Source organism: Clostridium sp. 'White wine YQ' (genome assembly GCF_028728205.1).
Classification (GTDB): Bacteria; Bacillota; Clostridia; order Clostridiales; family Clostridiaceae; genus Clostridium_T.
In genome coordinates this window covers 58128-82669 of record NZ_JAQYUU010000009.1, presented here as the reverse complement: position 1 = coordinate 82669, position 24542 = coordinate 58128, and the positions used below count along the sequence as shown (strand labels likewise).

At 28.8% G+C, this 24542-nt stretch carries 28 protein-coding genes and 1 tRNA gene; 10 read left to right on the top strand and 19 right to left on the bottom strand.

The genetic code is table 11. The annotated features are described in order from the left end of the window. Positions 1-8: 8 nt before the first annotated feature. From gshAB to PTZ02_RS17690, 4 genes are all read right to left on the bottom strand, one after another. On the bottom strand, positions 9-2351 hold the full coding sequence (gene gshAB, locus PTZ02_RS17705) for a bifunctional glutamate--cysteine ligase GshA/glutathione synthetase GshB (protein WP_274229084.1): 2343 nt from the start codon (positions 2349-2351) through the stop codon (positions 9-11). After that, a complete protein-coding gene (locus PTZ02_RS17700) occupies positions 2338-3708 on the bottom strand; it encodes an MATE family efflux transporter (RefSeq protein WP_274229083.1) in 1371 nt (456 codons plus the stop codon). The genes gshAB and PTZ02_RS17700 overlap by 14 nt, the downstream gene beginning before the upstream one ends. Positions 3709-3886: 178 nt before the next feature. Beyond that, positions 3887-4048 carry a hypothetical protein gene (locus PTZ02_RS17695; RefSeq protein ID WP_274229082.1) on the bottom strand — a complete coding sequence of 54 codons (162 nt, stop codon included), beginning with the start codon at positions 4046-4048 and terminating at the stop codon, positions 3887-3889. A 194-nt stretch (positions 4049-4242) separates the two neighbouring features. Next, the gene (locus PTZ02_RS17690) at positions 4243-4965 is read right to left on the bottom strand and encodes a LytR/AlgR family response regulator transcription factor (RefSeq protein WP_274229081.1); all 723 of its coding nucleotides are present in this window, start codon (positions 4963-4965) and stop codon (positions 4243-4245) included. A gap of 301 nt (positions 4966-5266) precedes the next feature. Here PTZ02_RS17690 and PTZ02_RS17685 point away from each other — a divergent pair, with 301 nt between their 5' ends. Together PTZ02_RS17685 and PTZ02_RS17680 are read left to right on the top strand one after the other, a co-directional pair. Then, positions 5267-5686 carry a hypothetical protein gene (locus PTZ02_RS17685; protein WP_274229080.1) on the top strand — a complete coding sequence of 140 codons (420 nt, stop codon included), beginning with the start codon at positions 5267-5269 and terminating at the stop codon, positions 5684-5686. Between the two features lie 238 nt (positions 5687-5924). Continuing rightward, the gene (locus tag PTZ02_RS17680) at positions 5925-6635 is read left to right on the top strand and encodes a GntR family transcriptional regulator (protein WP_274229079.1); all 711 of its coding nucleotides are present in this window, start codon (positions 5925-5927) and stop codon (positions 6633-6635) included. A 57-nt stretch (positions 6636-6692) separates the two neighbouring features. Here PTZ02_RS17680 and PTZ02_RS17675 read toward each other — a convergent pair whose 3' ends face one another. Together PTZ02_RS17675 and PTZ02_RS17670 are read right to left on the bottom strand one after the other, a co-directional pair. Further along, entirely contained in the window at positions 6693-8081 is a 1389-nt protein-coding gene (locus PTZ02_RS17675; RefSeq protein WP_274229078.1) for a glycoside hydrolase family 1 protein, read from the bottom strand. A gap of 221 nt (positions 8082-8302) precedes the next feature. Continuing rightward, on the bottom strand, positions 8303-8854 hold the full coding sequence (locus PTZ02_RS17670; RefSeq protein WP_274229077.1) for a hypothetical protein: 552 nt from the start codon (positions 8852-8854) through the stop codon (positions 8303-8305). Between the two features lie 285 nt (positions 8855-9139). Between PTZ02_RS17670 and PTZ02_RS17665 the strand changes: the two genes are divergently transcribed. Next, positions 9140-9397 carry a DUF3949 domain-containing protein gene (locus PTZ02_RS17665; RefSeq protein WP_274229076.1) on the top strand — a complete coding sequence of 86 codons (258 nt, stop codon included), beginning with the start codon at positions 9140-9142 and terminating at the stop codon, positions 9395-9397. 15 nt (positions 9398-9412) lie between these two features. Here the strand turns inward: PTZ02_RS17665 and PTZ02_RS17660 are convergent, their stop codons facing one another. Continuing rightward, complete coding sequence (locus tag PTZ02_RS17660) at positions 9413-10711, bottom strand: sensor histidine kinase (RefSeq protein ID WP_274229075.1); 1299 nt, start codon at positions 10709-10711, stop codon at positions 9413-9415. 239 nt (positions 10712-10950) lie between these two features. Here PTZ02_RS17660 and PTZ02_RS17655 point away from each other — a divergent pair, with 239 nt between their 5' ends. From PTZ02_RS17655 to PTZ02_RS17635, 5 genes are read left to right on the top strand one after another with little or no spacing between them, the layout of a single operon-like run. Beyond that, on the top strand, positions 10951-11160 hold the full coding sequence (locus PTZ02_RS17655) for a spore coat protein (protein WP_274229074.1): 210 nt from the start codon (positions 10951-10953) through the stop codon (positions 11158-11160). A gap of 14 nt (positions 11161-11174) precedes the next feature. Then, positions 11175-11537: a spore coat protein gene (locus PTZ02_RS17650; RefSeq protein ID WP_274229073.1), complete on the top strand. Its 363-nt coding sequence runs from the start codon at positions 11175-11177 to the stop codon at positions 11535-11537. Positions 11538-11553: 16 nt separating this feature from the next. Further along, positions 11554-12690, top strand: coding sequence for a zinc-dependent alcohol dehydrogenase (locus PTZ02_RS17645; protein WP_274229072.1), 1137 nt, complete (start codon positions 11554-11556; stop codon positions 12688-12690). Positions 12691-12727: 37 nt separating this feature from the next. Beyond that, positions 12728-12949: a spore coat protein gene (locus tag PTZ02_RS17640; RefSeq protein WP_274229071.1), complete on the top strand. Its 222-nt coding sequence runs from the start codon at positions 12728-12730 to the stop codon at positions 12947-12949. A 30-nt stretch (positions 12950-12979) separates the two neighbouring features. Then, positions 12980-13279, top strand: coding sequence for a spore coat protein (locus PTZ02_RS17635; RefSeq protein ID WP_274229070.1), 300 nt, complete (start codon positions 12980-12982; stop codon positions 13277-13279). A gap of 62 nt (positions 13280-13341) precedes the next feature. Here the strand turns inward: PTZ02_RS17635 and PTZ02_RS17630 are convergent, their stop codons facing one another. Next, the gene (locus PTZ02_RS17630) at positions 13342-13743 is read right to left on the bottom strand and encodes a pyridoxamine 5'-phosphate oxidase family protein (protein WP_274229069.1); all 402 of its coding nucleotides are present in this window, start codon (positions 13741-13743) and stop codon (positions 13342-13344) included. A gap of 131 nt (positions 13744-13874) precedes the next feature. Between PTZ02_RS17630 and PTZ02_RS17625 the strand changes: the two genes are divergently transcribed. Together PTZ02_RS17625 and PTZ02_RS17620 are read left to right on the top strand one after the other, a co-directional pair. Beyond that, the gene (locus PTZ02_RS17625; RefSeq protein WP_337993000.1) at positions 13875-14267 is read left to right on the top strand and encodes a winged helix-turn-helix transcriptional regulator; all 393 of its coding nucleotides are present in this window, start codon (positions 13875-13877) and stop codon (positions 14265-14267) included. A 677-nt stretch (positions 14268-14944) separates the two neighbouring features. Next, positions 14945-15529: a DJ-1/PfpI family protein gene (locus PTZ02_RS17620; protein ID WP_274229067.1), complete on the top strand. Its 585-nt coding sequence runs from the start codon at positions 14945-14947 to the stop codon at positions 15527-15529. Positions 15530-15617: 88 nt separating this feature from the next. On the opposite strand, the gene PTZ02_RS17615 is transcribed toward PTZ02_RS17620, so the two are convergent. From PTZ02_RS17615 to PTZ02_RS17565, 11 genes are all read right to left on the bottom strand, one after another. Beyond that, entirely contained in the window at positions 15618-16064 is a 447-nt protein-coding gene (locus PTZ02_RS17615; RefSeq protein ID WP_274229066.1) for a hypothetical protein, read from the bottom strand. Between the two features lie 231 nt (positions 16065-16295). Further along, entirely contained in the window at positions 16296-16679 is a 384-nt protein-coding gene (locus PTZ02_RS17610) for a hypothetical protein (protein ID WP_274229065.1), read from the bottom strand. Between the two features lie 253 nt (positions 16680-16932). Beyond that, complete coding sequence (locus tag PTZ02_RS17605) at positions 16933-17553, bottom strand: hypothetical protein (RefSeq protein ID WP_274229064.1); 621 nt, start codon at positions 17551-17553, stop codon at positions 16933-16935. 15 nt (positions 17554-17568) lie between these two features. Beyond that, a complete protein-coding gene (locus tag PTZ02_RS17600; RefSeq protein WP_274229063.1) occupies positions 17569-18207 on the bottom strand; it encodes an ATP-binding cassette domain-containing protein in 639 nt (212 codons plus the stop codon). Between the two features lie 16 nt (positions 18208-18223). Next, positions 18224-19027 carry a hypothetical protein gene (locus PTZ02_RS17595; protein ID WP_274229062.1) on the bottom strand — a complete coding sequence of 268 codons (804 nt, stop codon included), beginning with the start codon at positions 19025-19027 and terminating at the stop codon, positions 18224-18226. Beyond that, entirely contained in the window at positions 19014-19877 is an 864-nt protein-coding gene (locus tag PTZ02_RS17590; protein WP_274229061.1) for a hypothetical protein, read from the bottom strand. Before PTZ02_RS17590 ends, PTZ02_RS17595 begins: the two co-directional genes overlap by 14 nt. Further along, the gene (locus PTZ02_RS17585; RefSeq protein ID WP_274229060.1) at positions 19867-20667 is read right to left on the bottom strand and encodes a hypothetical protein; all 801 of its coding nucleotides are present in this window, start codon (positions 20665-20667) and stop codon (positions 19867-19869) included. The genes PTZ02_RS17590 and PTZ02_RS17585 overlap by 11 nt, the downstream gene beginning before the upstream one ends. A 127-nt stretch (positions 20668-20794) precedes the next feature. Then, positions 20795-21244: a hypothetical protein gene (locus PTZ02_RS17580; protein ID WP_274229059.1), complete on the bottom strand. Its 450-nt coding sequence runs from the start codon at positions 21242-21244 to the stop codon at positions 20795-20797. Between the two features lie 431 nt (positions 21245-21675). Further along, positions 21676-21750: transfer RNA gene (locus PTZ02_RS17575), tRNA-Arg, on the bottom strand. Between the two features lie 214 nt (positions 21751-21964). After that, on the bottom strand, positions 21965-22825 hold the full coding sequence (locus tag PTZ02_RS17570) for a pyridoxamine kinase (protein WP_274229058.1): 861 nt from the start codon (positions 22823-22825) through the stop codon (positions 21965-21967). A gap of 90 nt (positions 22826-22915) precedes the next feature. Next, positions 22916-24526, bottom strand: a complete 1611-nt coding sequence (locus PTZ02_RS17565) for a DUF2207 domain-containing protein (RefSeq protein ID WP_274229057.1) — start codon at positions 24524-24526, stop codon at positions 22916-22918. Positions 24527-24542: the final 16 nt, after the last annotated feature.

Here is a 24542-nt window from a genome sequence, read left to right as displayed (position 1 = left end):
CCTATTTCTTATTTTCCAAATAGTACGTCTAGTACCTTATCTCCAGCTCCTCTATTTTTTCCTATATAAGGATAGCAGTGAATGTGTATAGCAGGATTAAAATTAAGCTCTATTATCCCATAATTGCTTTCATTTAATGGAACCTTTATATCCTGTATCATCATATCAACTCCACAAATAGTTGCTCTAGCTGCCTTGGCAGATTTTGTAGCCATAGCTTTATAGCTCTCATGCATCTCATCAGTAAAATCAATGCTATCTCCACCTGTACTTATATTAGAATTTTCTCTTAAATAAACAATTTCGCCTTCCTTAGGTACATAATCAAAATTCTTTCCTTGAGCTTTAAGGAACATTTCTTCAATTTCTCCTAAAGATATTTTTTCAAGAGGAGTTTTATAACCCTTTCCTCTTAATGGATGTTTATTTTTCTCCTTAACTAATTCAGTTATAGTTCTAGCTCCATCTCCTTGAACATTTGCAGGAACCCTATGAAGTATTCCCACAACTTCATCTGCTATTACTAAAAATCTATATTCCTTACCACTTATAAATTCCTCTACTAGTGCAGTTTTATCATTTTCAAAAGCTATCTCTAAAGCTCTAATATAATCCTCCTTAGAGAATTCTTCTTTAAAAATAGATATTCCTATTCCAAAATTAGTTGATTTAGGCTTTATTACTATTTGTTTATTCTTAAACAATTCATAGTCAGCCTTTGCTTCTTTAATACTGTTATAGTTTTTTCCTGATGGAACTCTTACTCCATTTTCTTTTAGTACTTCCTTTGTTACTACCTTATTTTCCATAACAAGTACAGTACTATAAGAATCTTTTGAAGTCTTAGTTGCTTGCTTTACATATTCAACTTTGTTATCTTTCTTTAACCTTACAAAGTTTTCTTCTCTATCTAAAACCTCAACTGATATTCCTCTTTTTATTGCATTCTTAAGTAATATTTGAGTTGAAAGTTCTAAGTCTTCATATCCTATTAAGCTAAAATCCTGCCTTTTACTTTCTTCATAGTAATCTTTTGCCTTAGCTAAATGAAAACTTACATAACTACTATCTATTATTTCCTTAGTAATAACAGCCGCATAAGTCTTACTTACGTCTAAAACTTTTTCTCTTGCTGCTTCTATAACCTTTCTTAGATAATCAGTTTTATAATCTAACTTGTTAACTATCTCTGTTAAGTTATCTATTATTTTTAGGGCTTCTTCTTTGAATGAAGCTTTTTCTCCATCCTTATTATAGATAAAGCTATCCTCTCTTCTTCCTGCCATGGTTGCAACTTTATGATTTATATTGGCAATTTTTTGCTCAGCTTCTGTTAATGTACTTTCTTTCATGAACAACATATATATCATAAATAAATGCACTAAATATAAATCTTCTATAAATATTCCATTTTTATTAAGTGGGTTTAAATCCAAGATTCTTATCTCTAGATATTCAATTCCATCCTTCATAAGTTTCTCTTGAGAACATCTTTTACAAGTACTTTTTAACCTAACAGGACCATAAAACTCACTAGCATTATCTAATTTCCCATCATTAATAAGTTTTTGAATACTTCCGATGTACTGCTCTAGTGAATCATAATTAACTAAATAATCTTCTTTATTTTTATATCCCCATTTACTATTTCTTAGTGATATCATATTTTTAAAGTAACAGCTTCTATCTGCTAACTCCTGAATATCATCTGTACATCTATCTAAATAAGTCTCGTGGAATACCGGACTAGCTCCTGTTAAATAAATCAAAAACCATCTATATTTTATAAAGTTTCTTGTTATCTTAAGGTAAACTTTATTTTTAAATTCTTTTAAACTTTCTCCCTTTCCAAGGCTTTTATATAAACTATTTATAAACTCTTCTTTAAATGAAAAGTTGTAGTGAATACCTGATAGAAGTTGTTTCTTTCTACCATACTTTTCTGAAAGTTTCTCCCTATATAACCTCTCTTCCTTACCTTCTTCGGAAAAAACAGCTATCGGTATTTCCTCATTACTTGGTAAGATAGGCGGATTACTTTGTGGCCATAAATATTCTTCTCCAATGGATAGAGAAACTATATTTTGAAGATTTTCTATATAATCATAAAGTTCTTCTATGCTATTACAAACTGGTGTAATTACCTCTACTTGGCTTTCTGAAAAATCAGTTTTAATATATGGATTCTTTAACTTATCTCCAAATATGGCTGGGTGTGGAGTTAGTGACAGTTTACCATCCTTACTAACCCTTACATTTTCCTTTTCAAGTCCAAAATTTCCTTTAAATAATTTTGTTACTATATCTTCAGTTAAGATCGATTCTAATAATTCATTGTCAACACTTTCCATTACACTGTTCTCTCCTATCTACTACAAAGGTTTTTCTTAAAAATATAATAAACCAAGTAACTAATATTATTCCTTTTATTAAACTACTTAAACTTATACTTGCCCATATTCCATTAAGTCCGAGTATATTATCCTTTGATAATATCATTGCCATAGGTATTCTTAAAGCTGTAAAGGTAATACTTATAATCGGTGGAACATAAGTTTTTCCAACTCCATTAAAAGCACCTACCGTAAGAAGTTCCATACACATAAACACTTGGGAAAACCCTAAAATTCGCATATAATTAGTACCTAAATCCACTGCTGCTTGTTCTTGAATAAAAATACTAAACAATTCCTTTGGGAATAAAATAAAAATAATTGAAATTAAAAGTCCAAATATTATTGTGGTAGTTAAAGCACTAAAATAGCCTTTTTCTATTCTCTTGTATTTCTTAGCTCCATAGTTTTGACCTACATAAGCTGCTATGGCTCCTTGTATTCCCCCTATTGCCATATATGATACAGATTCTAGTTGCACGCCTACCTTTTGAACTGCTATGGCTGTGGCTCCAAAGCTTGTAATTAGTCTTGCAATAATTATTGATATTCCTATAAAACTAACTCTTTGAAGTGAAACCGGCATACCCATCTTTAATACTTCTTTAGCTTTAATAAAATCAAACTTTACAGAAACCCCCTTGAAACTAAAATACTCCTTTGCTGTAAAGATAAAAATAATAAATACTATAATTCTTGAGAGATTTGTAGCTATAGCTGCTCCTGCAACGCCCATTCCAGCTACTGGTCCTACTCCAAAAATAAGTATCGGATCTAGTATTATATTCGCTATAAAGCCAATTGTATTTGCCTTAAAAGGCAGCTTACTATTTCCAAAGCTATTTAATATAGTGCTTTGTATTGAATTAAAATACATAAAAATAACGCCTACAGCTGAATAAACTAAAAAATCTTTTGCCATTTTTTCTATTTCGATATCATTCAGTTGAAAAAAGCCTATAAGCTTATTTTTAAGTACTACTATTAATATTGAATATACCACTGCCAAAATTACTGATAATATAAAACTATTTTTTATATATATTAATGTTTCTTCTTTTTTGTTCGCCCCAACACTCTGGGCTATCTTAACTCCGCTCCCTATCATGATAATTGCAAACAAAGCTAATGCTAGATTTATAAAAAAGCTTGCTGTCCCCACTGCTGCTACTGCCTTACTTCCAATCTTACCTACCCATATCATATCAACCATCCCATAGGCTGTTTGAATAAAGTTTGTGGCTATAATAGGTAATGCTAGTTTAATAAGACCTGTTGTTATTTTTCCTTCTGTTAAATTTATATTATCTTTCATTTTAATCCCCCAGTACGAAATAATTATATTAGAATATCCTTATATAGTCAATAAGCTTAACTCTCATTTTTTATAATTTATTACTTCCTCATATCTTACTTACTTCATAAAGGGATTTTATTTAAAGTCTTTTAACTCAATTAATAATAAATATATTTTCTTACTTGTATAAGTTATTTTAATCATAGTTTTTAACATGATTTCTTACAAATAAAACCACGGTACTTAATATCGCACAAATCATTGCTGCCATTAAATAGTTTTTTATTAATCTTCCAGTAAAATGTACAATTAGAAAAAAGGAAACGAATAAAATAATATTTTCAATTATCCTTCTCATGATATTCCTCCTAATTACAAAAATTTCGACTAATTGTGTACTAAAATATTGTTTATTTTATTATACAAGAAGAGTGTTTTGAAATATTATTTATGTAATGAAAAGTAGTTTTTTTGTAATAACCGTTATGATTTAGATTTTAATTAAATAAAAAGATACTTAAAGGTATAAGTAACCTTAAGTATCTTTATCATTTATTTAACTAATCCTTTAATATATCTACTTGAAATGTAGCATTCTTCTCCATTTACCATATAGGCTATTCTATTTTTTAAATCTATTTCTTTTATATTTGTCTTATTAACTATGTAAGATTTATGACATCTATAAAAATTATTATCTAGCATTTCTTCAAGTTCTTTCATCTTCGAATAAAATTCAATCTGCCTGTCCATTCCATGGAGAATAATTTTATGTATAACATTAGAAGTTTCAAAAAATAGGATTTTATTAAATTCAATGTTTATAACCTTATCACCTATTTTAATATAGAACCTCTTCTCGTCAGCAGTTTTAATGTGAAATCTTTTATCTGCTTCTTTTATACATTCATGAATTTTATTTTTTAAGTTTTCAAAATCATCTTTTATAATATAATCCATTGCCTCAATCTTATATTGGAATGTTAAGTAGCTAAGCTCTCCATGGGTAGTTACAAAAACTATATACCCATTAGGATCCTGTTTTCTTATTTCAACAGCTAAATCGATACCATTTATGTCTGAACTTAAGTCTACATCTAAGAAGTATAAACCTCTTCCGTTATGATTGCATACGTACTCTATCAATTCATTTGGACTTCCAGTCTCTAATGCTAAACACATATCAAAATCTTCTATTGTAATTATGTTATCTACTATTCTCTTAAAATTTTCCCTTTGACTTGCATCATCTTCACAAATAAATACATTGAGCAAGACTTACTCCCCCCCATCATGATTGCAGCACAACTTTATTATACCATATGTTTTCCATATAATTTCAAGAAGAATATAATGTTTGGTGATTTGAGCGTATATAAAGACTTTTTTGCACTAGGTCTTTATAAATAAACTTCTCTATATATGCTATTTTATTTGCATATATATATAAATTTAGAACGGTTATTACAAAAAAAACATCACTTATTACTTTTTTGAAACAAGCTATAATATTCTTGCTATAATTCACATAAGGAGTAAATAAAATAGGCTTTGCAAAAAGAGGTGAAAAATAAGTATGGAAAGTTACGAAGATAAAACCCTAGGTGGTGGCATAATAGCTGTTGTTGTAATCCAATTATTTTTCAGCGCCTTATCAATAATTTTACTAACATCTACTTATTTACTTAAAGATCAAATCGACCAAATTGCAGGAGCAGAGCAAGTTGCCAAAATCACTTTTGGACAAGTATCTTTAACTGCCATATTAGTTTTAGTCATAATAACCGGTATTATTTTTATATTATTTAAAAAAGCTATAGGCATTTTCCTTTACTTTGCTTCAGTAACACTCAACACTATATACTCATTAATTTTAAATGGGTTTAATTTAAGCATATTAATATCTTTAATTCTGCCAATTCTTATGGGTGTATTTATAAACCAGAAAAAAGAACTTTTTGGTATAGGGGTTAAGGGTAACAATATAAATATTTAATTAAGTCTACACTGTTGATTAAATATAATTTTTCTCCCAAATTGAAAAGGGTACTTTTAGGTTAAAATTCTTGGGGAAGGATTTTATCTTTGAGGTACTCTTTTTGTTTTGTTTATAAATAAGTATGGTGAGTTTTGCTAATATTAATAAATATAGGTATATGTTCTAGGTATATTGTGATATTATATAAGTATATACCTATTTGTTTATATAATATTTATATTATGGGGTGATTGCTATGACAAAATATACACAAATTGCAAATGATATTAGAACTCAGATTGTTAAAGGTGTGCTTCAAGCCAATGAGCAATTACCTTTTGAAAAAGATTTATGCATAAAGTATGATGCAAGCAAAATGACAGTAAAAAAGGCTTTAGATATTTTAGTATCTGAAGGGCTAATTGTTAAAAGAAGAGGTTCTGGCACATTCGTTAAAAGCATTAGTAATATAGATATGAATAGACTTTTGGTTGCTAACCAATTTAGAGGTCTTACTGCTTTATATAGTGACCACAAAGTAACTAGCGATCTTATTACATTTGATGTTGTTGCAAGTAACGAAGAAGTTACACAAAAGCTTAACTTAGAAAGTGAAGAATTTGTATACAATCTATTAAGAGTAAGATATGTTGATGAAGAACCTTATGTTATTGAACATACATTTATGCCTATAAACCTAATTCCTGGTCTTAAGAAACAGCATACTAAGTCATCTATTTATTCTTATATTGAAGAAGATCTTGGCCTTAAAGTTCAAAGTTCTCACAGAACTATTAGAGTTAGAAAGTCAAGTGAACTTGAACAAAAGTATTTAAACCTAAAAGCAGATGACCCTGTAGCAGTTGTTGAACAAGTTGCTTATTTAGAAAATGGTACTGCCTTTGAATATTCTATATCAGTACATAGATATGATCGTTTTGCTTTTGAAACCGTAATAGTAAGATAACTAACAAAAAACGAGAGAATTAATCTTAAATTCTCTCGTTTTCATTTTATAACTTATTTAAAACCCATTATTTTCAGAAACTTCTTTAAACCAGTATCCAGACTTTTTAATAGTCTTTTTCTGAGTTTTTAAATCTAAAGAAATAAACCCATATCTATTTCTATATGCATTTATCCATGACCAGCAATCTATAGGTGTCCATAGATGATATCCAAAACAATTACTTCCTTCTTCTATTCCTTTATTCAAAAACTGTAGATGTTCAGTTATAAATTCTATTCTGTAGTCATCTTCAATGACTCCTTCAGAGTTTAAGAATCTTTCTTCACCATATACACCCATTCCATTTTCAGAAATATACCAAGGGATATTCCCGTAATTATCTCTAATATTTATCGCTATATCATACATAGCTTCAGGATATATCTCCCAACCCCTATGGGGGTTCATTCTTCTTCCTGGCATTTCGTATGCTTCAAAATATTTATCTGGGAACCATCCATTAGCATAATTAAATTCACTTTCTCTAGCTTTTACTCTAATAGGTTGGTAGTAATTAACTCCTAAGAAATCAACTTTATTGTTTTTTATTATATTTAATTCCTCACTAGTAGCTTCCCATAACACTCCATCATTTTTAAGCGTCTCCTCTATTCCATCAGGAAACTTACCTAAAACTGCTGGGTCAAGGAACAACTCATTATGGAACTTATTTGCATAGTCAGCTGCAAGTAAATCTTCTTTTGAATTAGCTCTTGGGTATGCTGGAGTAAGATTAAGTATTATTCCAATCTTTCCATCCTTGTTGTGTTCTACTTTTCTAAATTCTTCAATGGCTCTAGCTGATGCAAGATTTAAATTAAAAGCTACCTGCATAGCTTTTTTACCATCAACTATCTTTGGATAATGAAATTCTCCAATATATTGCCCTTGTACTATAACTATTGGTTCGTTAAATGTTGTCCAATACTTTACTCTATCCCCAAAAAGCTCAAATGCCTTTCTTGCAAATTTCGCAAAAAGCTCCACAACATATTTTGATTCCCATCCACTATATTTTTCATATAGTTCAATAGGCAAGTCAAAATGATGTATATTCATTACTGGTGTCATTCCATTTTTTATACATTCATCAATTACAGCATTATAAAACTTAACGCCATCATGATCAACTTCTACTGTTTCAAAATCTTTTATTAGTCTAGTCCACTGAATTGATGTTCTAAAAGAATTAAAGCCAATACTTTTCATCATCTCTAAGTCTGATTTATAACTATTATAAAAGTTAGATGCTATATTGGGTCCAACCTCTTCAAAAAATTCACTAGGTTCTATGTCATACCAATAATCAAATACATTTCTATGCTTCTTGTTAAATGTTCCTTCTGATTGCGGTCCTGAAGTAGCAGCCCCCCACCAAAAGTTTTCAGGAAATTTGTATTTCAATCTCTAACCCTCCATTCTTTAATAAGTATTAACTTCTATTTTATGTTATTAACACCTTTATTATATGAATTTATTTTTTAAATGTCTATACCTTTATTGGGTATATATAATCATATTATTTGTTTCATATACCTATTGTGCTTAAGAAGAACTAAATAAAAAAGATGGGATAATCCCATCTCTCTTATTGAATATTTTATTTGAACTTTTGAATAAAGTTTTTATCTAACTAAGAACTTTAGCTCATTTATTAAAATAGCTGAAAACAATATTAGTAGCATTGTTGCCAATATTAAGAAAGGTATTTTTATAATATCCCATCTTTTTTTTAGATATTCAGGAAACTCTAACCTATTCGTTTCCTCTTTCCATACTGAGTTTTTATTATCTGTACTCACATTAATTAAAAAACCCTCTGCATTAGATGCGAAGTATATTCTATTTTTATCTAACTTTATATTTAAATCTGTATCTCCATCTAATATAAGAACCCCTTCACAAACTGCTCTAAATACTCCTATCGCATCGCCTTTTCTCGCATATATTCCTGCCTTTGACACCATATCCTTCATAAACCCTAAAAGCCCTTTAATAATCCAATTATCATAATCACATACATGCTTTTTTATAACCTTTATTCTACATCTATCTTTATTTATTTCTAGGACTTCATAACTATTTTTATTCTGTAATTTAACCATTCTTTCATTTATGTATATATCAAATTCATCTTTCTTTGACTCTGGTGTATTAATTGTCAACCTGGCCACCATTATATTCCCCCATATATTCTCTCTAATCTATACCATAAAATTGAAATTATAGATTCCGCTCTTATTTTAACACCTATTTGATACCATTTATCCTATTTGTAGTAAAAGACTAATTTATAGTAATAAACGTAAAAACAAATATTAATTTGTACATAATGCCTTATCTTTTTAATAATCTTATTATCTTAAGATTGTCTTAATTTTGATTAATATCCTAAACTTAGGAAGATATGTGGTATAATATAACTTATAAAGGGTTATATTTAAAAGTATGGAGGTATAATTATGAGTCCAGTTTTTGTTTATATTCTTATTGGAATATTTGCACTCTATTTAATCTTGATGATACCACTTCAATATCACTATTTAGTTTCTTTATATGAAAGGGAACTAAAAGCAGGTTCTCAGTCAAAACTATACGATAATATGTCTTTTGAAGAACTTAATATTCACGCTAACACTCAGAGTATAAACATTATTCCAAACTTCATAGCTTATATAATTTTTAAGTTCAAATACAAAAACAAACATCCAATGATTTAATTGTAAAAGCTCACTCTAACTTAGAGTGAGCTTTTGTATAAATTCCGTATCTTTTGTATTAGTTTCTAAAAAAACATTATCATATTTATCTATTATTTCTCTTAAATTACTAAGTCCTAGTCCTCTATTTTTCCCCTTAGTTGAAAATCCTTTTCTATTTATTTCAAATACTTTAGGCACGCTTACACAATTGTTTTTAATTACAATAAGTAAGGTTTCATATACCCTGACAAAGCCTATATCCAATTTGGGTTTTTCACACTCTTGGGCTGCTTCTATGGCATTATCTAATAATATACCTAGTGCTCTAGTTGCGTCTTCTACATTTATTTTGATGTCATCTATTTTATCAGCTATATCTATATTTACATCTATGCCTATTTCCTGCGCTCTAACGAGTTTAGAAGATAGTAAGCCTTTAACTTCTGGTATTTCGATATTCTTTAAATGACCTATTTTAAAATTATTATTTTCCATACCTGAACTTAAAGGAATAATATTATCATAAAAATGTCTCTTTAAGCTTTCCATATCATTATTATCCATATGTCCTATCATTGAAGATATTATATTTATATAATCATGTCTAAAAGCTCTCATCTCTGAATATAATCGTTCAAGATTTGCCGTATATTCTTGTAGATTTTGCATCTGTGTTTGCTTATTTTTAATTTCTAAATCTTTAGTTACTCCCCTAAGCAGTACATACATTATTGCTATAATAATTCCAAAATATATTAGAAATAATATTACATTTATCTGAGCTGCCCTATTAGTCGCTTCACTATTATCCTCTATTATTAAATTTATATAAAAAATTATAAGTGTGAAAATTAACATAGTAGCAATTAAATATAGAGGTCTATTTTTAAATTTTAGAGCTTGTTCAACATTTTTTCTGTTTATTATCATTCCAATAACACTGCTTATTACAATTATCAGCGGAAAGATTAAAACTGTTAAAACATAATAAATATGTGTTTCTCTAAAGTTTTTTCCGATATTAATCTTAAAAACAAACATAGTTATAAAAATTAAAATATAGGTTGCCACGACACATATTATTGTAGCTGCTAATGGCAATATTATACTAACTCCAATATTGTGTGTTTTTTTATATAAACAAAATATTAAAATCAAATTCATAGGAATTATCGATAAATATGGGCTTATATATCCAAAAGGAAATGATCCTAATATTGCTACAGAAGTAAATATTAGAACTTCTTTCTTAGTGAACTTAATAGTAACTAAGTTCATTATAGAGATAAAAATGCATACAATGCTTATAAAGATATTGATAAAATTCTCCATAAAAACCCCTCATATTCCAAATTTAGATATAATATTACTTCCTGCACCTTTTATTATATAACTATTACTGCTAATAACAACCATATTATTAAAGCTTTGTTTATAAAACATATAATCCTTATAATATCACCTCTAGAGATTTATCCCAGCAGTACTATTACTTTGCTATTAACTTCACAGTATAAGCCTGCATTATATAAGAAAAACTAAATTGAGTAAAAGAAATAGGAGGTGAAGAAATGGAGGTTTTAAAACTAGCACCTAATGAAACTATGCAAGTACATGAAATGCTAAACTTTAAGACTGTTTGTATGACTACATCAAAATTAATGGAAGGTGTAGTTTTTGATCAAGACTTAAAAAAATTGCTTGAAAAAGATGTACGGCAATCGATGACTGCAATAACAGATTTACAGAACTTATTGTCAAAAGCTCCAAATATAAGATAGGAGGTTTAAGATAGATGATTACTGATTACTTAGAAGTAAGAAATGCTGAGGGAATGCCCAAATTAATAGATGAGACCATGTCTCTTACCTTTTTACTTAATGCAAAAAGTGGTGTTAGGAACTGTGCTATTGCACTAACAGAAGCAACTTCTCCATCTGTAAGATCCGTTCTTAAAAGACAATTAGACGATGCATTAAACTTACATGCAGAAATATCTGATCTAATGCTAAGTAAAGGTTGGTTTCATCCAGTTGACTTAGAAAAACAATTTAGAATGGATATAGAATCCTCAGAAACAGCAACACAAATAGCTAACTTAGATTTATTCCCTGGAAACACAAATAGACTAGGAAATTTTGCAACTCCAGAAAAGTAATTAAGGAGGTAACATAATGAAGGCTGTAACATTTCAAGGAATTAAAAGAGTTGAAGTTAAAGATGTTCCGGATCCCACTATAGTTAAACCTGATGACATAATAGTCAAAATCACAAATACTGCAATATGTGGATCAGATTTGCATCTTATTCATGATATGGTTCCAAATTTACATCAAGATTATATTATAGGACATGAGCCTATGGGCATTGTTGAAGAGGTAGGTAAGGAAGTTAAAAATCTTAAAAAAGGAGACAAAGTTGTTGTTCCTTTTAACGTAAGCTGTGGTGAATGTTTTTATTGTAAGCATGACTTAACCTGTATGTGCGATAACTCAAATCCTAATGGAGAAAATGGAGGATTTTTTGGATATACTGATACCTTTGGTGGATACCCTGGTGGTCAGGCAGAATATTTAAGAGTTCCATACGGAAACTTTACCCCTTTTAAGGTTCCTGATGATTGTGAAATTAAAGATGAAAACTTGCTATTAATGGCAGATGCTATGGGAACTGCTTATTGGAGCGTGGAGAATGCTGGAGTTAAAAGTGGAAATACAGTTATTATATTAGGCTGCGGTCCAGTAGGACTTTTAGCTCAAAAATTTGCATGGCTTCATGGTGCAGAAAGAGTAATTGCAGTAGATTACATAGATTATCGTTTAGAACATGCTAAAAAATATAACAATGTAGAAACAATAAATTTTGAAAGACATGATAACACCGGAGAATACTTAAGAGAAATAACTCATGGTGGTGCGGATATCGTTATAGACTGTGTCGGTATGGATGGAAAAATGACCCCTCTAGAATTTGTTGGTACTGGCGCAAAGCTTCAAAGTGGTGCCTTAGGAGGATTTATAACTGCAACTCAAGCAGTTAGAAAAGGTGGAATGATTCAAGTAACTGGAGTATACGGAGGAAGGTATAATGGATTTCCTTTTGGCGACATAATTAATAGAAATATTAATATAAGAACTGGTCAAGCACCTGTAATTCCTTATATGCCTACATTATACACCTTGATGCAAGAAGGAAAAGTTGACCCAAGTGACATTATTACCCATAGGCTTCCACTAGAAGATGCTGCACATGGCTACGAAGCTTTTGACACAAAAACAGAAGATTGTATAAAAGTAGTTCTTAAACCATAATGTTTTTAAATAGTTCTAATAAGGAGGCTTAAAATAAATGGAAGATAAATATATTACGCCAAATGAAACCATTCAAATACATGAGCTTTTAACCCTAAAAAATCTTTCATTAACTAAATGTGTCACTATGTCACCATTAGTTTCTGATGATGAATTAAAGAGGATTTTAAAAGATGATATAGCTACTGGAAAACAACATATAAAAGAACTAAGTAATCTTATGGAAAAATCAACAATCGCACAATCACAAGGCCTATAGGCTTCATTACATATAAAAGAAGGTGATTTTATGAATGGAATAATAGAAAGCATTACTGGAATGAATAAGTTAACTGATCAAGTAATAGCTACAGACTTTTTAGTAGCAGCTAAAAGTGCAGTAAGAAATTACTCAATAGCTCTAACAGAAACTACTTCACCTGAAGTAAGGCAAACCTTAAGAAATCAATTAAACCATGCTATTGCTACTCATGAAAAAATATTTAGATATATGGAAAAAAAAGGCTATTATAATGCCCATGACTTAAAGGAACAATTTAAAGTTGATATGAAAACTACTGAAACTGCCTTAAGTCTGGCGGGAAGATAAAAATTTGTAGATTGATTAATAAATCAAGTGAGGACTTTACATTTTCCTCACTATTTTTTATTCTAAAATTCTATTTTCTTTGGGGGATTTCCTGAAAAATCTGCAATAGTTGCAGTTCCATGTTCAATATAAAAGACCTTTAATATAGGATTATCCGCAGTCTTATATCCCTTTTTTATAGGTTCAAATACATTAAGTATCTTCTCTTTCATATCTAAGTCTTCAGTGAATCTTATTCTTCCACTTACTCTAAGAGTTATCATATCCTTTGACATAACTGAGTATTCTACATAAGGTACTTCTAATAGCTGCTTATAGACTTCTTTCAAGCTATTTGTACAGAAATATAACTTTCCTTCCTCCTCTAATATAAAACCAAAAGGTCTTACTCTAGGTTTTCCACTATCCACTGTTGCTAAAAATCCATTAGGATTTTCTTTTAATAACTTTAATACTTCTTCCATTTTAATTACCTCATTAATTTAAATATTTATTATAAGTATTATGGTAAAATCAAAGTAATCATATTACAAGTACGCAGGTTTATATGACATAGTCATGTAAATAAGACTATTAAGGAAGGATGCGGTTTTTCTTGGATAATAATTCTGATCTTTGTCCAGTTACAGTAACTCAAAATATTCTTATGGGGAAGTGGAAACTAACAATCTTATGGATTTTACATAATAAGACAAGAAGATTTAATGAACTTCAAAGACTTATACCGACAATCTCAAGGGGAGTTCTTACTCAGCAGTTAAGAGAACTTGAACATGATAGACTTATTCATAGAGAAGTTTATAGAGAAGTGCCTCCAAAGGTTGAATACTCCTTAACGGCTATAGGTGTAAGCTTTATCCCAGTAATGTCTCATATTATGGAATGGGGAGTTGGGTATATAAAAAAGACTTCCACATGTAATATTGATGTTTGTATGGAAAATGATTTTCCCTGCAATAAATGTCACGAAATGCTGAAAACAAAATAAATGTAATTTAATGAAAAAATTAAGAGTAGTATCTATATAAAGATATCTACTCTTTTTTTCATAAAACTACAAAAGAGAAATTATATGTAGAATAATAAAAATTATAGGGAAAATGATAAAAATCCAATTATTAAATCGTCTGTTTCTAATAAAATAAAAAATTACAAAAACAAACAAAATAAAAGTTATGATAACATCTAAGGAATATTTAAAATCACCCTTTGAATTATATATAAAATAAGAAAGCCATGAATAATTCTTAAAAGAAGTTCTTGAAAGATATTCATGCCTTAAATAATCAAAAATAAGTACTGTTATATAAGTTAAAGAAAATAAAGAAAGTTTTAAACTTAGTTTTTTGTTCATAACTACCCCACTACATTAAAAACTTGTATATTTTAATTATATAAATCTCTAATGTAAAAATATAGTACTTTATTAATAAGTCCCAAGTATAAATACCATTAATGCTATATCCATTAAAGCTAAAACCAAGAGAAGTATAAACGCAACTGAAAAAACTACTAATGCACTTAATGATTCTTCATCCATTATCATCACCTCGTTATGATTATGGACAAACAGTAAATATTTAATACAAGGAAAATAGTGCTTTTTATAAAAATTAATAATTATGTTAAAATATACTAATAAGTTCGAGATAAAGGGGGATATTTATGAAAAAAGTATTATTGCTTCTTGCTAATGGGTTTGAAGCTGTAGAAGCAAGTGTTTTTACAGATGTTATTGGTTGGAATGAAACAGATGGGGATAGATCAACTAGATTGGTAACTGTTGGACTAAGAGAAAAGTTAAAGTGTACTTTTAACTTTACAGTAATTCCAGAAATGCTTATAAATGAAGTTAATATTGATAAGTTTGATGCACTTGCTATACCAGGAGGCTTTGAGGAAGCTGGCTTTTATGAAGATGCCTATAGTGAAGACTTCTTAAATATAATTAGAGAATTTGATAAAGCTGGAAAGATAATAGCTTCTATTTGTGTTGGGGCATTACCCCTAGGCAAAAGTGGAGTTTTAGTTAATAGAAATGCCACAACCTATAATTTAAATAACGGCATAAGACAAAAAGAGTTAGCAGAATTTAAGGTTAATGTTATCCCTAATAAACCGATTGTAGTAGATAAAAATATAATTACTTCTTATAATCCTTCAACAGCTTTCCCAGTTGCTTTTAAGCTATTAGAACTGCTTACTTCTGAAGAAAACTGTAATAAGGTGAAAAGTAAGATGGGTTTTTAAAGTACTAAGAGTCTGTTAAAGAAAAGTGTTGATTAATACAAATTTTAGGGAAGTCTACTTAATTTAGACTTCCCTTTTTTAATAATATTTACTTAGCATTCTTTAATTCAATGGTTTGAATCTTTCCATCTATATTTATATCAACTTTTATTATTTCATCTTCTCTCTCAATTGCCGATCCCGTGCTACTTGTTTTAATGGTGTACGTCTTTTGCTTTGGAGTGTTATCATCAAAACTTTGATTAGATTTTCCACCTGTGGCACTGCTTTCATATGATATTTCTAAACTCTTCATTGAAGCTAATTCTGATACATCCTTTTTATAGGTTACTATTAATGAATTATTATAGTCACTATTATATTCGCTTTTATCCTTCTTCTCTGTAATTGTTTTAGTTCCATTAACTTTATATTCAGCCGTCCAAAGGTCATTTTCTCCTTTATAGGTATAGCTGACTTTAGTAACTTTTTGGTTTGTACAACCTGTAAGTATTAATAGCATGATTAGAATTAAAATACCAGATAATTTCTTCAATATTATCCCCCCAATAAGATATTTAATTATATTATCATGTTGTAATAAATTGCCTTTGCTTAATTATATCTGGTATTAATTCTACTTTCAAATATTTTACAAAACGAAAAAAGCTTAATACAATGATTAAGCTTTTTATATATTAATGTTTAGTCTAATGGTTAATAAGTTTCTTATCTATATGTTTATCAATCATAATTCATTAAGTTCATATTTACTAAGTATTAAGCTTTAGTATGGATAATATGGATAGTATGGGTATGGTGGATAGTAGTAAGGATAACGGAATAAGGATAAGGCTGCTAAAGTACCAAAAGGAAAACGTCTGCGTCTAAAGCGTCTATGTCTTCTTCTAGGACGTCCATAACCGTATCCTCCGTACTGCTGTCTGTGATGATCATAGTCATCATCATCATCATCGTCTTCCATTATATCTTCTGGAATGAGCATAATAACGTTATCGTCATCCATGTCTTCAATGATTCCATCAAGCATCTTTCCATCTTTCATTTTTAAAATAGCATGATAATACATATATTTTTTACACTTATCATGCAAAGACTTTCCATCTCTTTCATCTTCCCCTATTTGATATTCCATTATTGGATATTCCATTTTTATACATCTCCTTTCCTATATCATGATATTCATTTATAGGAAAGGTGGGACAGTTTTATTTGATAAAACTAGGGATTTGATATTATATATATTACAAGCATAATATATATAACTAAGTTTAATATTAAGGAGGACTTTAAGTTTTGGGTAATATCAAAAAACTTAATCTTAGAAGTTAATCTTCTTACTTAAACCTTCGTAAAAATTTGTCCACTTATATAAATTCAGTATTATATTTGATAATATTTGTTTAAGATAAATCATAATCCCTTCTAATTTCAAAATTAAATTCTTGTTCGTTATTCTCTCTTTTTATAAAAGTTTCAACTTTAATATTATATTCACCAATCTTTTCATTAACTACCTCACCTTTACCTACTGTCTTACAGTTTTTAATTGCATCCTTCATTTTCTCATTAAAACTTGTATAGTCATAACTTTTTTCTTCAGTTATACTATTAATTAAAACTGTTATAAACTTATAATTTTTAATATCAAAGTTTTTACCATCTTTCAAATCAAATATAATCCTACCTAATTCTCCGGTTTTATTTTCATCAATAATATTTAAAAAGAATCTAAAAATCAAATTATCTACTGGTAATTTATTTTCTGTTGAGACTATATATGTTTGTCCTTCTACTTTTTCATAATCACAAGTTATAGTATTTTCTTTCGCTACCTTGTTAATCTCATTAATCTTAGAATCTAATCTCTCCATCCACTCTTTAGTGCTTTCAGTAATATTAATTTTCACTGGTTCTATTTTTTTAGCACCTTGGTTTATTGGCTTTATAATAACTTTTAACGAAACCAATATAGCTATTACTGTTACAATTATAATTATATTTTTTCTTTTTATTCTGTTCATTCATTTTCTCCTATATCAATTTTGTATTTGCCCTTTATCAATTTCATAAACTTTATCACATAATAACTGTATATCTTCAGAATTGTGGCTGGCTAATATTATTGTTTTATTTTTGTTTTTCAATTCTAGTATAAGTTTTCTAACTTTTTTCACTCCATCATTATCTAATCCATTCATAGGTTCATCAAGTACAATAATTTCAGGATCTTCCATAATAGCTTGCGCAATACCTAATCTCTGCTTCATCCCAAGAGAATATTTTTTTACACTTCTTTTATCTTTATAGTCTAGTTCTACTAAATCTAAGGCATTAATTATGTCTTTCTCATCAATTTTATTTTGAATCTCTGCTAAATACTTCAGGTTATCATATCCACTTAAGTGCTCTAAAAATCCTGGGTGTTCAATTAAAATTCCAATATTCTCTGGAAAATCAACTTCCTTTCCTATTTCTTTTCCATTAACCTTTACCTTACCTTCAGATGCCTTAATTAAACCACATAAAGCTTTAAATAACATTGATTTTCCAGAACCATTTCTTCCAATAATGCCGTAGATGTTACCTTTCTCTAATTGCAAATTTATATTATCTAATATAGTTGACCCCTTTATATTCTTAGTGTATTTTTCAAAGCTAATAACAATCTCTTTCATCATATCCTCCACTCAGTTATATTTCTATATTTCTTCTATATAGAAGATGCCCTAAAATTAAGCTAACAATTATTATAAAAATAAATACTTCTATTGAATGCGTAAATGTTATATTCTTGTTCCCCGTAATAAAACTAGAATTTTGTCTCATCATCGCCAAATTTCCTATAAGAAATTTTCCAATAGATCCATTAACAATGAAACTAGTTAAATATGTTATTGTTATTATTATCAATGTAGCTATTTTAATATTTTTTGTTATAAGATAAGTACTAATTGTAAGTAAGACAATAGCTGAGATAAATAGATAGTTTAACAAAAATATACTTATAATTAACTTATTAAGAGGCATTGATGTCTTAAGACTATTAAATTCATCAGCCTTTACTATACCATCAAATCCCATAAATATAGATGCAATTATAAATACTACTCCATATATTAATATTAGATATAAAAACACCTTAAGTAATGAATTCATTATATTTGAATAATACCAGTACTTATATTTTTTAATTCTATAAAAGGCAAATAGCTTTTTTTCTGAAATCTCTTTTGATATAAATGCTATAATTGGATAATATAAAATTATAATAAATCCAAGCCATGTTGAATAACTAATTATTGAATTTTTTTTATATTCAATACCTCCAAATAGAAGTAAAAAGACATCCCCAAAGCAAACACTGATTTCTTTTGAATTATTATGAAAATAACTTACCACATATAAACCAAATAATATTGCTATAAACAACTCATACACTATCATTTTCTTATTTAAATATTTTATATTAAGAAAAAACACTCTATAGGTTTTCAACTTCACTCCTCCTAAAGCTAGCAATTGCTATTATAAATAACATAATAATCATTATTGTCAATAATACATTAGAAAAAGCAACCGTTGACAGCTTGTATGAATTGGGGAATGAGTTTTCAACAAGTTTATTCCCATTAAACTCATGGCACCAAAGTGTACCTAATTCACCTATTGAAAAATATCTAAGAGTTGTTACATCTCTATAATTAATAAGTAAGTAAATAAAACATATTATTATTGCAAGTATATAATTTTTGAAAATATATATTATCAAGTCCCTCAACAATACAATTAAATAAGTTGTCCCTATAAATTTTAAAACTGATAAAATAGCTGCTTCTATTGGTTTATAAAATTCTATAAAATTATTGAAAAACAAATACTTTTTGGCAACCTCAATATTTTTTTCATTTAATATTGCGTTACTCCACCCAAGTCCAAACCTACTGTAATAAATACCTAGAGAAAATATTAAGATACTAATGATTACTATACTTCCTGATATAATTGCTAAATTTGCTATTTGCTTAGAAATTATAATTTTATATTTATTTAGTGCTCTTATGTAAATATATTTATTTTCACTATTTACGTTAGAAATTGGAGCTGTTATGAAGAAAATTAACGGAATTATTAACCACACTAAAACAAATGGATTAGAAAATATTCTAAAGAAATAATCCCATTGATTTACCTCCTTTCCAGTTGTATTGTAATATTCAGTAACCTTACTCATATAAACTTTGCAGGTAATTAGGGTAATTATAAAACTTCCCATAACTAAGTTCTTATTGTAACATTTCATCAAGTTATACTTTATTAAGCTAACCATACTTATATCAGTTCTCATATATATATTCCTTCCTAGAAAAATAGAAAAATGCTATTCCAAAAATTAATGTGATAAATATGAATTGCATGATTAATTGATACCCATTTATACCACCTGCTAATAAAACAAAATCTGTAGTTACTTTTGTTTTAAATTGTAATGGTAATCTTAAAGTTTCTGTTACATAATTAGTCACATAGAAAAATATCCCGGGAGCTAACAAAACTATAATTTCATTATTTACTATCGTTGAAACTGCCAGTGCTATAGTGGAATATGTAAACCCAATAACAAATTCAACTACAAAAAAAAGCAAAACATATATATATGGCTGTGACATCAATATATCGTTAAAAATCCCGCCTACTGCAGTTGTTGTATCTTTAATACTTCCTCCTATAAAGACATTAAGAATGTAAAATAGAACTGTGCTTGGTAACGTTACACTTAATCCTCCAACTATACCACCTGCCAAAAACTTACTTATGCAATACCTTTTATTAGATATTCTTACATTAATAAATTTATTAAACCCCTTTTTTCTATCCTGTAAAAAAGAAATTCCAAATACAAAAGAGCATACAATTGGAATGAAATTCATATATATAGAACTTGTTTGTGTAAAGATTGTAAACTCATTGAAATATCCATAATTAATGGCTTCTTGCAATGACAAAGAAGCTACTGAATAAGGTATAATCTCAGGTATGTTCCTATATATTCCATACAGGTTAACTGTAATCATCGCTATTATAAAAAAAACAAAACTTTTCCTACTAATAGCCCTTTTAATCTCATCTATTACCATATTCTTCTCCTCTACCAATCAATGTAATATTTGTAGCAACAAAGTTTTCTATAGTATCCTTATTGCTACAAATAAAAACAAAAAATCTATGCTTTATATTTATAACTAGATATAAGCTAACTTACTTTTAGTACCACCCAAAAGTACCACTTGCATTTCTATAGTCTGTAGTACTATTTATATTCTTAAGTGCAAGATAATAAGTGCTTCCTAAACTCATTTTTTTCCCACTATACCCTTCTGGAATCGGAACATTCCCAGATCCTTGTTTTGCTAATACTGTTGATGAATATATATTACTTGCTGCATTTAGATCTGCATATGGGCTAGCTACAGCTCTAGCTTGTACATAATATGAATCCACATCATATATCGTTGCTAAGTTAATGTATCCACTTGAGTAACTTAAATAATCCTTTGAATCTCTTGTATCATCTGCATCAACTGCTCTAAAGCTTGAATATGGAGCCAACGCCATATAAAATGCCTTAGATTGAGCTATGTTATCCTTCCCAAAAATAAATGCGCATAACAATAAACCTAACATCACCTTTACTACCTTTTTTGTATTAATCACTTGATCCTCTCCTTCTAATATTCTACATTTTTAACAATCTGTGCACACATTGTCCAATAAATAATATCATATTATGTTTGTTATAATTTGTAATTTTTTGAAAATAATATAACATTTTGTAACACAATTTAATCTAATATTTTACATATTAATCATTATTTTGTTTCATTTCCATTACGTTCTAATTATCTTTATCTAAATTTTGAATTGTTTTTAAATTTTATAAATAAAAAACTTAATATGCTAATTATATTTGTCAAATTCCAATAATTTAATTTCACTTGATACGATATCTTTCTCAATATATATAACGCTCAAAACATACAATAAATTACATATTGTAAAAAAATAAATGAGTCAACTATTTTAGTTAATCCATTTCAATGAACAAAAAAAAGCTTAACCATAACGGCTAAGCTTTTTTAAACAACTGGTACCCCCGGCGGGAATCGAACCCACAACGGTCCCTTAGGAGGGGACTGTTATATCCATTTAACTACGAAGGCCTATAATTTAGTTATGAAACTTAATTTATACTTGTTTGAAAATTGTGGTTTCAAACAATTTTCTGGCACGTATAAATTATAGTTGAATCTAAATTATATAATTTGAATGTGAAACTCAAATTATATGTAAGATTTACATAGCATATTTATAGAATACACCATGGAAATCACTATTAAATTTTAATATATTAGGGTTTTACTGTCAACTTACAAATTATATCTCAGAAAGCTCTAATAACTCAAATTCCTCCATAATTAGCTCTCTCATGAAGCTTTCTAGTGGTAAGCCTTCTCTTATATCCTTAACCTTGCCATTGCTCTCAGTTATCATCTTATATATAAAGCTGCAGGACTTTCGTAAACTTTCCTTAAACCCTTCTTCCTTAAGCATATATCCAACCACAAGTGAAGCAAAGGTGTCTCCTGTTCCTGGGAATGATACATCTACATGAGGATTTTCTATTTTATAGAATCTTTCCTCTTCTCCATCATAAGCCAAGGTTAATACCTTATCATTACCCTCTTCTTTTGCAGAAGTTAATACTACTTTTTTTGCTCCTAGCTTTGATAGCTTTATTAATATTTCCTTCCACTCAGCTATATTTCTACAGCCTTTATATTCTATATTCAGCAGCATTTGAGCCTCTGTAACATTTGGTGTTATTATGTCACCATGAGCTATAAGCTCTCTCATTTCTCTAACCATATCCTCAGTTATTGAAGGATAAAGCTCTCCATCGTCCCCCATTACGGGATCAATTAACACCAAGTTATCTTTTCTTTCAAAATACTCTATAAAATCCTTTATAAGTTCTACTTGTTTATAAGAACCTAAATATCCTGTATATATACAATCAAAATCTAAGTTAAGCTTTTTCCAATGTTCTATATGTTTCCCCATATATTCTGTTAAATCCTCAAAGGCAAAACCTTCATATCCACCAGTATGAGTTGATAAAACTGCTGTAGGTAATGCACACACCTGAACTCCCATAGAGGATAATATAGGAACTATTGTATTTAAAGAAGCTTTTCCAAAGCCACATAGATCATGTACTGCTGCTACTCTTTTCATAAATTATTCCCCCAAATAAAAAGTGAGCTTTTTATTATATAAGCCCACTATTTAAATTTCTATATTAAATTATATCACAGTTAATGATTTTTAGAAGGCACTACTTCCTCCACCTCCACCAAATCCACCGCCTCCGTCTCCCCCTGTGAAGCTGGAGCTTGAACTTGTATTAGGAGCACTTTGACTAAATTGATCATTAAAGTTATCCTGATAAGACATTGTATAGAAATATAAGAATCCATAATTACACATAGGATTATATGCATCATTATATCCTGGAGTTCTTCTTATATGCTCTGATATCATCTCAAATATATCTAATGAAATAGCGTAAGGGAGTATTCTTTGCCATACATCTAGTTTCTTTAGTCCTTCCTTATCATCTAGGTCTACTAAATATCTCTTAAAGGCTTTCCATTTAAGTCTTTCATTTTCATATTCATTGGTTAATCTATCTTTTCCTGCTAAGTGGACATACATATTAAGGTCATAAGCATCCTCATTTACTCTGCTAACCCATTCATTATATCTATCCCTAAAGCTTTTCTCACTTGCATCTTCCATTAGTGTAGAAAAATCTACTCTACCATTTTGTGATAATTTATTTAACCAGTATAATAAATACTTTTCACTCTTTAATAAATAAGATTTATCTACCCCATTTACTAGATTAAATGCAACTTCCTCATAATTATCTTCATCTATCTTTTCTTCAAACTTAATAAATCCTTTATTAGCTAAATATAATATACTTGCTAAGAAATCCTTCATTTCAACATTATTATCAAGTAAGACAGTTACTAAGGCTGGAGTCATATCTGATGGTATATCCTCATAATGATCTCCATTAAAGAATATATAGTCTTCTCTATATTTTGCTATTTCTTTTTTTCTCTTATTACTAACAGCATAAATTGAGCCACCTATTAATATCATTCCTAGGGTTATCCCTACCATTATTGCTATGTTTGTTTTATTATTTTCTTTAAGTGATTCGTTCTTATATTCATCATAGTTTTTATCTATAGTTTTTGAAGTATTTACCCAAGCTACTGGAAAGTGTACAGTTGCCCCTATTACTTCATTCTCTTCCATATTACTTAAGCTTAGTTTAATAAACTTATTATCAATATTACCTGCTACTCCTCTACTAGGCCCTTCACCAGTGAAGCTAACATCACTTGTAATACCCTTTGGTAAGGTAATATAAACATTTATACTATCTGTTTTAACGTTATCTTCATTTTTATAAAAAACCCACTTAAGTTCAGATAAATCATTATATTTTGTAACTACATTTTTAACTGTATAGCTAATATTAAATACCTTTTCCTCGTCTTGGCTCTTACTAAAGATTTTAACCTCTTCACTATTTCCTGATTCACTTAACTTATAGGTATTGTCCTCTTCACTATTGCTTTGGTTAACATCTTCTTTGTCATTAATATTAACCTTAACATTTTCTATCCCATCTGAGCCATTAGTTTTTATATTTCTCTTTATTCCATTAAAGCTTCCCGTAAAGTTATATTTATAAGTTTCCTTAACCTGCATATTTCCTTTATCATCTACTGTTGCGTTAATATCAATATTAGATATATAATATTCCTTCGATGCCCCAAAGGCATGAATTGGATTTATAAACAAAATGCATATAAAACTTATTGCTAAAACTTTAAACACCTTACCTGCTTTTCTCATATTCTCCCCCTATATA

What these genes read in the sequence shown, in the direction of transcription:
- gshAB (WP_274229084.1), bottom strand. Translation starts at nt 2,351, where the DNA reads ATGGAAAGTGTTGACAATGAATTATTAGAATCGATCTTAACTGAAGAT.
- PTZ02_RS17700 (WP_274229083.1), bottom strand. Translation starts at nt 3,708, where the DNA reads ATGAAAGATAATATAAATTTAACAGAAGGAAAAATAACAACAGGTCTT.
- PTZ02_RS17695 (WP_274229082.1), bottom strand. Translation starts at nt 4,048, where the DNA reads ATGAGAAGGATAATTGAAAATATTATTTTATTCGTTTCCTTTTTTCTA.
- PTZ02_RS17685 (WP_274229080.1), top strand. Translation starts at nt 5,267, where the DNA reads ATGGAAAGTTACGAAGATAAAACCCTAGGTGGTGGCATAATAGCTGTT.
- PTZ02_RS17680 (WP_274229079.1), top strand. Translation starts at nt 5,925, where the DNA reads ATGACAAAATATACACAAATTGCAAATGATATTAGAACTCAGATTGTT.
- PTZ02_RS17670 (WP_274229077.1), bottom strand. Translation starts at nt 8,854, where the DNA reads ATGGTGGCCAGGTTGACAATTAATACACCAGAGTCAAAGAAAGATGAA.
- PTZ02_RS17665 (WP_274229076.1), top strand. Translation starts at nt 9,140, where the DNA reads ATGAGTCCAGTTTTTGTTTATATTCTTATTGGAATATTTGCACTCTAT.
- PTZ02_RS17660 (WP_274229075.1), bottom strand. Translation starts at nt 10,711, where the DNA reads ATGGAGAATTTTATCAATATCTTTATAAGCATTGTATGCATTTTTATC.
- PTZ02_RS17655 (WP_274229074.1), top strand. Translation starts at nt 10,951, where the DNA reads ATGGAGGTTTTAAAACTAGCACCTAATGAAACTATGCAAGTACATGAA.
- PTZ02_RS17650 (WP_274229073.1), top strand. Translation starts at nt 11,175, where the DNA reads ATGATTACTGATTACTTAGAAGTAAGAAATGCTGAGGGAATGCCCAAA.
- PTZ02_RS17645 (WP_274229072.1), top strand. Translation starts at nt 11,554, where the DNA reads ATGAAGGCTGTAACATTTCAAGGAATTAAAAGAGTTGAAGTTAAAGAT.
- PTZ02_RS17640 (WP_274229071.1), top strand. Translation starts at nt 12,728, where the DNA reads ATGGAAGATAAATATATTACGCCAAATGAAACCATTCAAATACATGAG.
- PTZ02_RS17635 (WP_274229070.1), top strand. Translation starts at nt 12,980, where the DNA reads ATGAATGGAATAATAGAAAGCATTACTGGAATGAATAAGTTAACTGAT.
- PTZ02_RS17630 (WP_274229069.1), bottom strand. Translation starts at nt 13,743, where the DNA reads ATGGAAGAAGTATTAAAGTTATTAAAAGAAAATCCTAATGGATTTTTA.
- PTZ02_RS17620 (WP_274229067.1), top strand. Translation starts at nt 14,945, where the DNA reads ATGAAAAAAGTATTATTGCTTCTTGCTAATGGGTTTGAAGCTGTAGAA.
- PTZ02_RS17610 (WP_274229065.1), bottom strand. Translation starts at nt 16,679, where the DNA reads ATGGAATATCCAATAATGGAATATCAAATAGGGGAAGATGAAAGAGAT.
- PTZ02_RS17605 (WP_274229064.1), bottom strand. Translation starts at nt 17,553, where the DNA reads ATGAACAGAATAAAAAGAAAAAATATAATTATAATTGTAACAGTAATA.
- PTZ02_RS17600 (WP_274229063.1), bottom strand. Translation starts at nt 18,207, where the DNA reads ATGAAAGAGATTGTTATTAGCTTTGAAAAATACACTAAGAATATAAAG.
- PTZ02_RS17590 (WP_274229061.1), bottom strand. Translation starts at nt 19,877, where the DNA reads ATGAGAACTGATATAAGTATGGTTAGCTTAATAAAGTATAACTTGATG.
- PTZ02_RS17585 (WP_274229060.1), bottom strand. Translation starts at nt 20,667, where the DNA reads ATGGTAATAGATGAGATTAAAAGGGCTATTAGTAGGAAAAGTTTTGTT.
- PTZ02_RS17570 (WP_274229058.1), bottom strand. Translation starts at nt 22,825, where the DNA reads ATGAAAAGAGTAGCAGCAGTACATGATCTATGTGGCTTTGGAAAAGCT.
- PTZ02_RS17565 (WP_274229057.1), bottom strand. Translation starts at nt 24,526, where the DNA reads ATGAGAAAAGCAGGTAAGGTGTTTAAAGTTTTAGCAATAAGTTTTATA.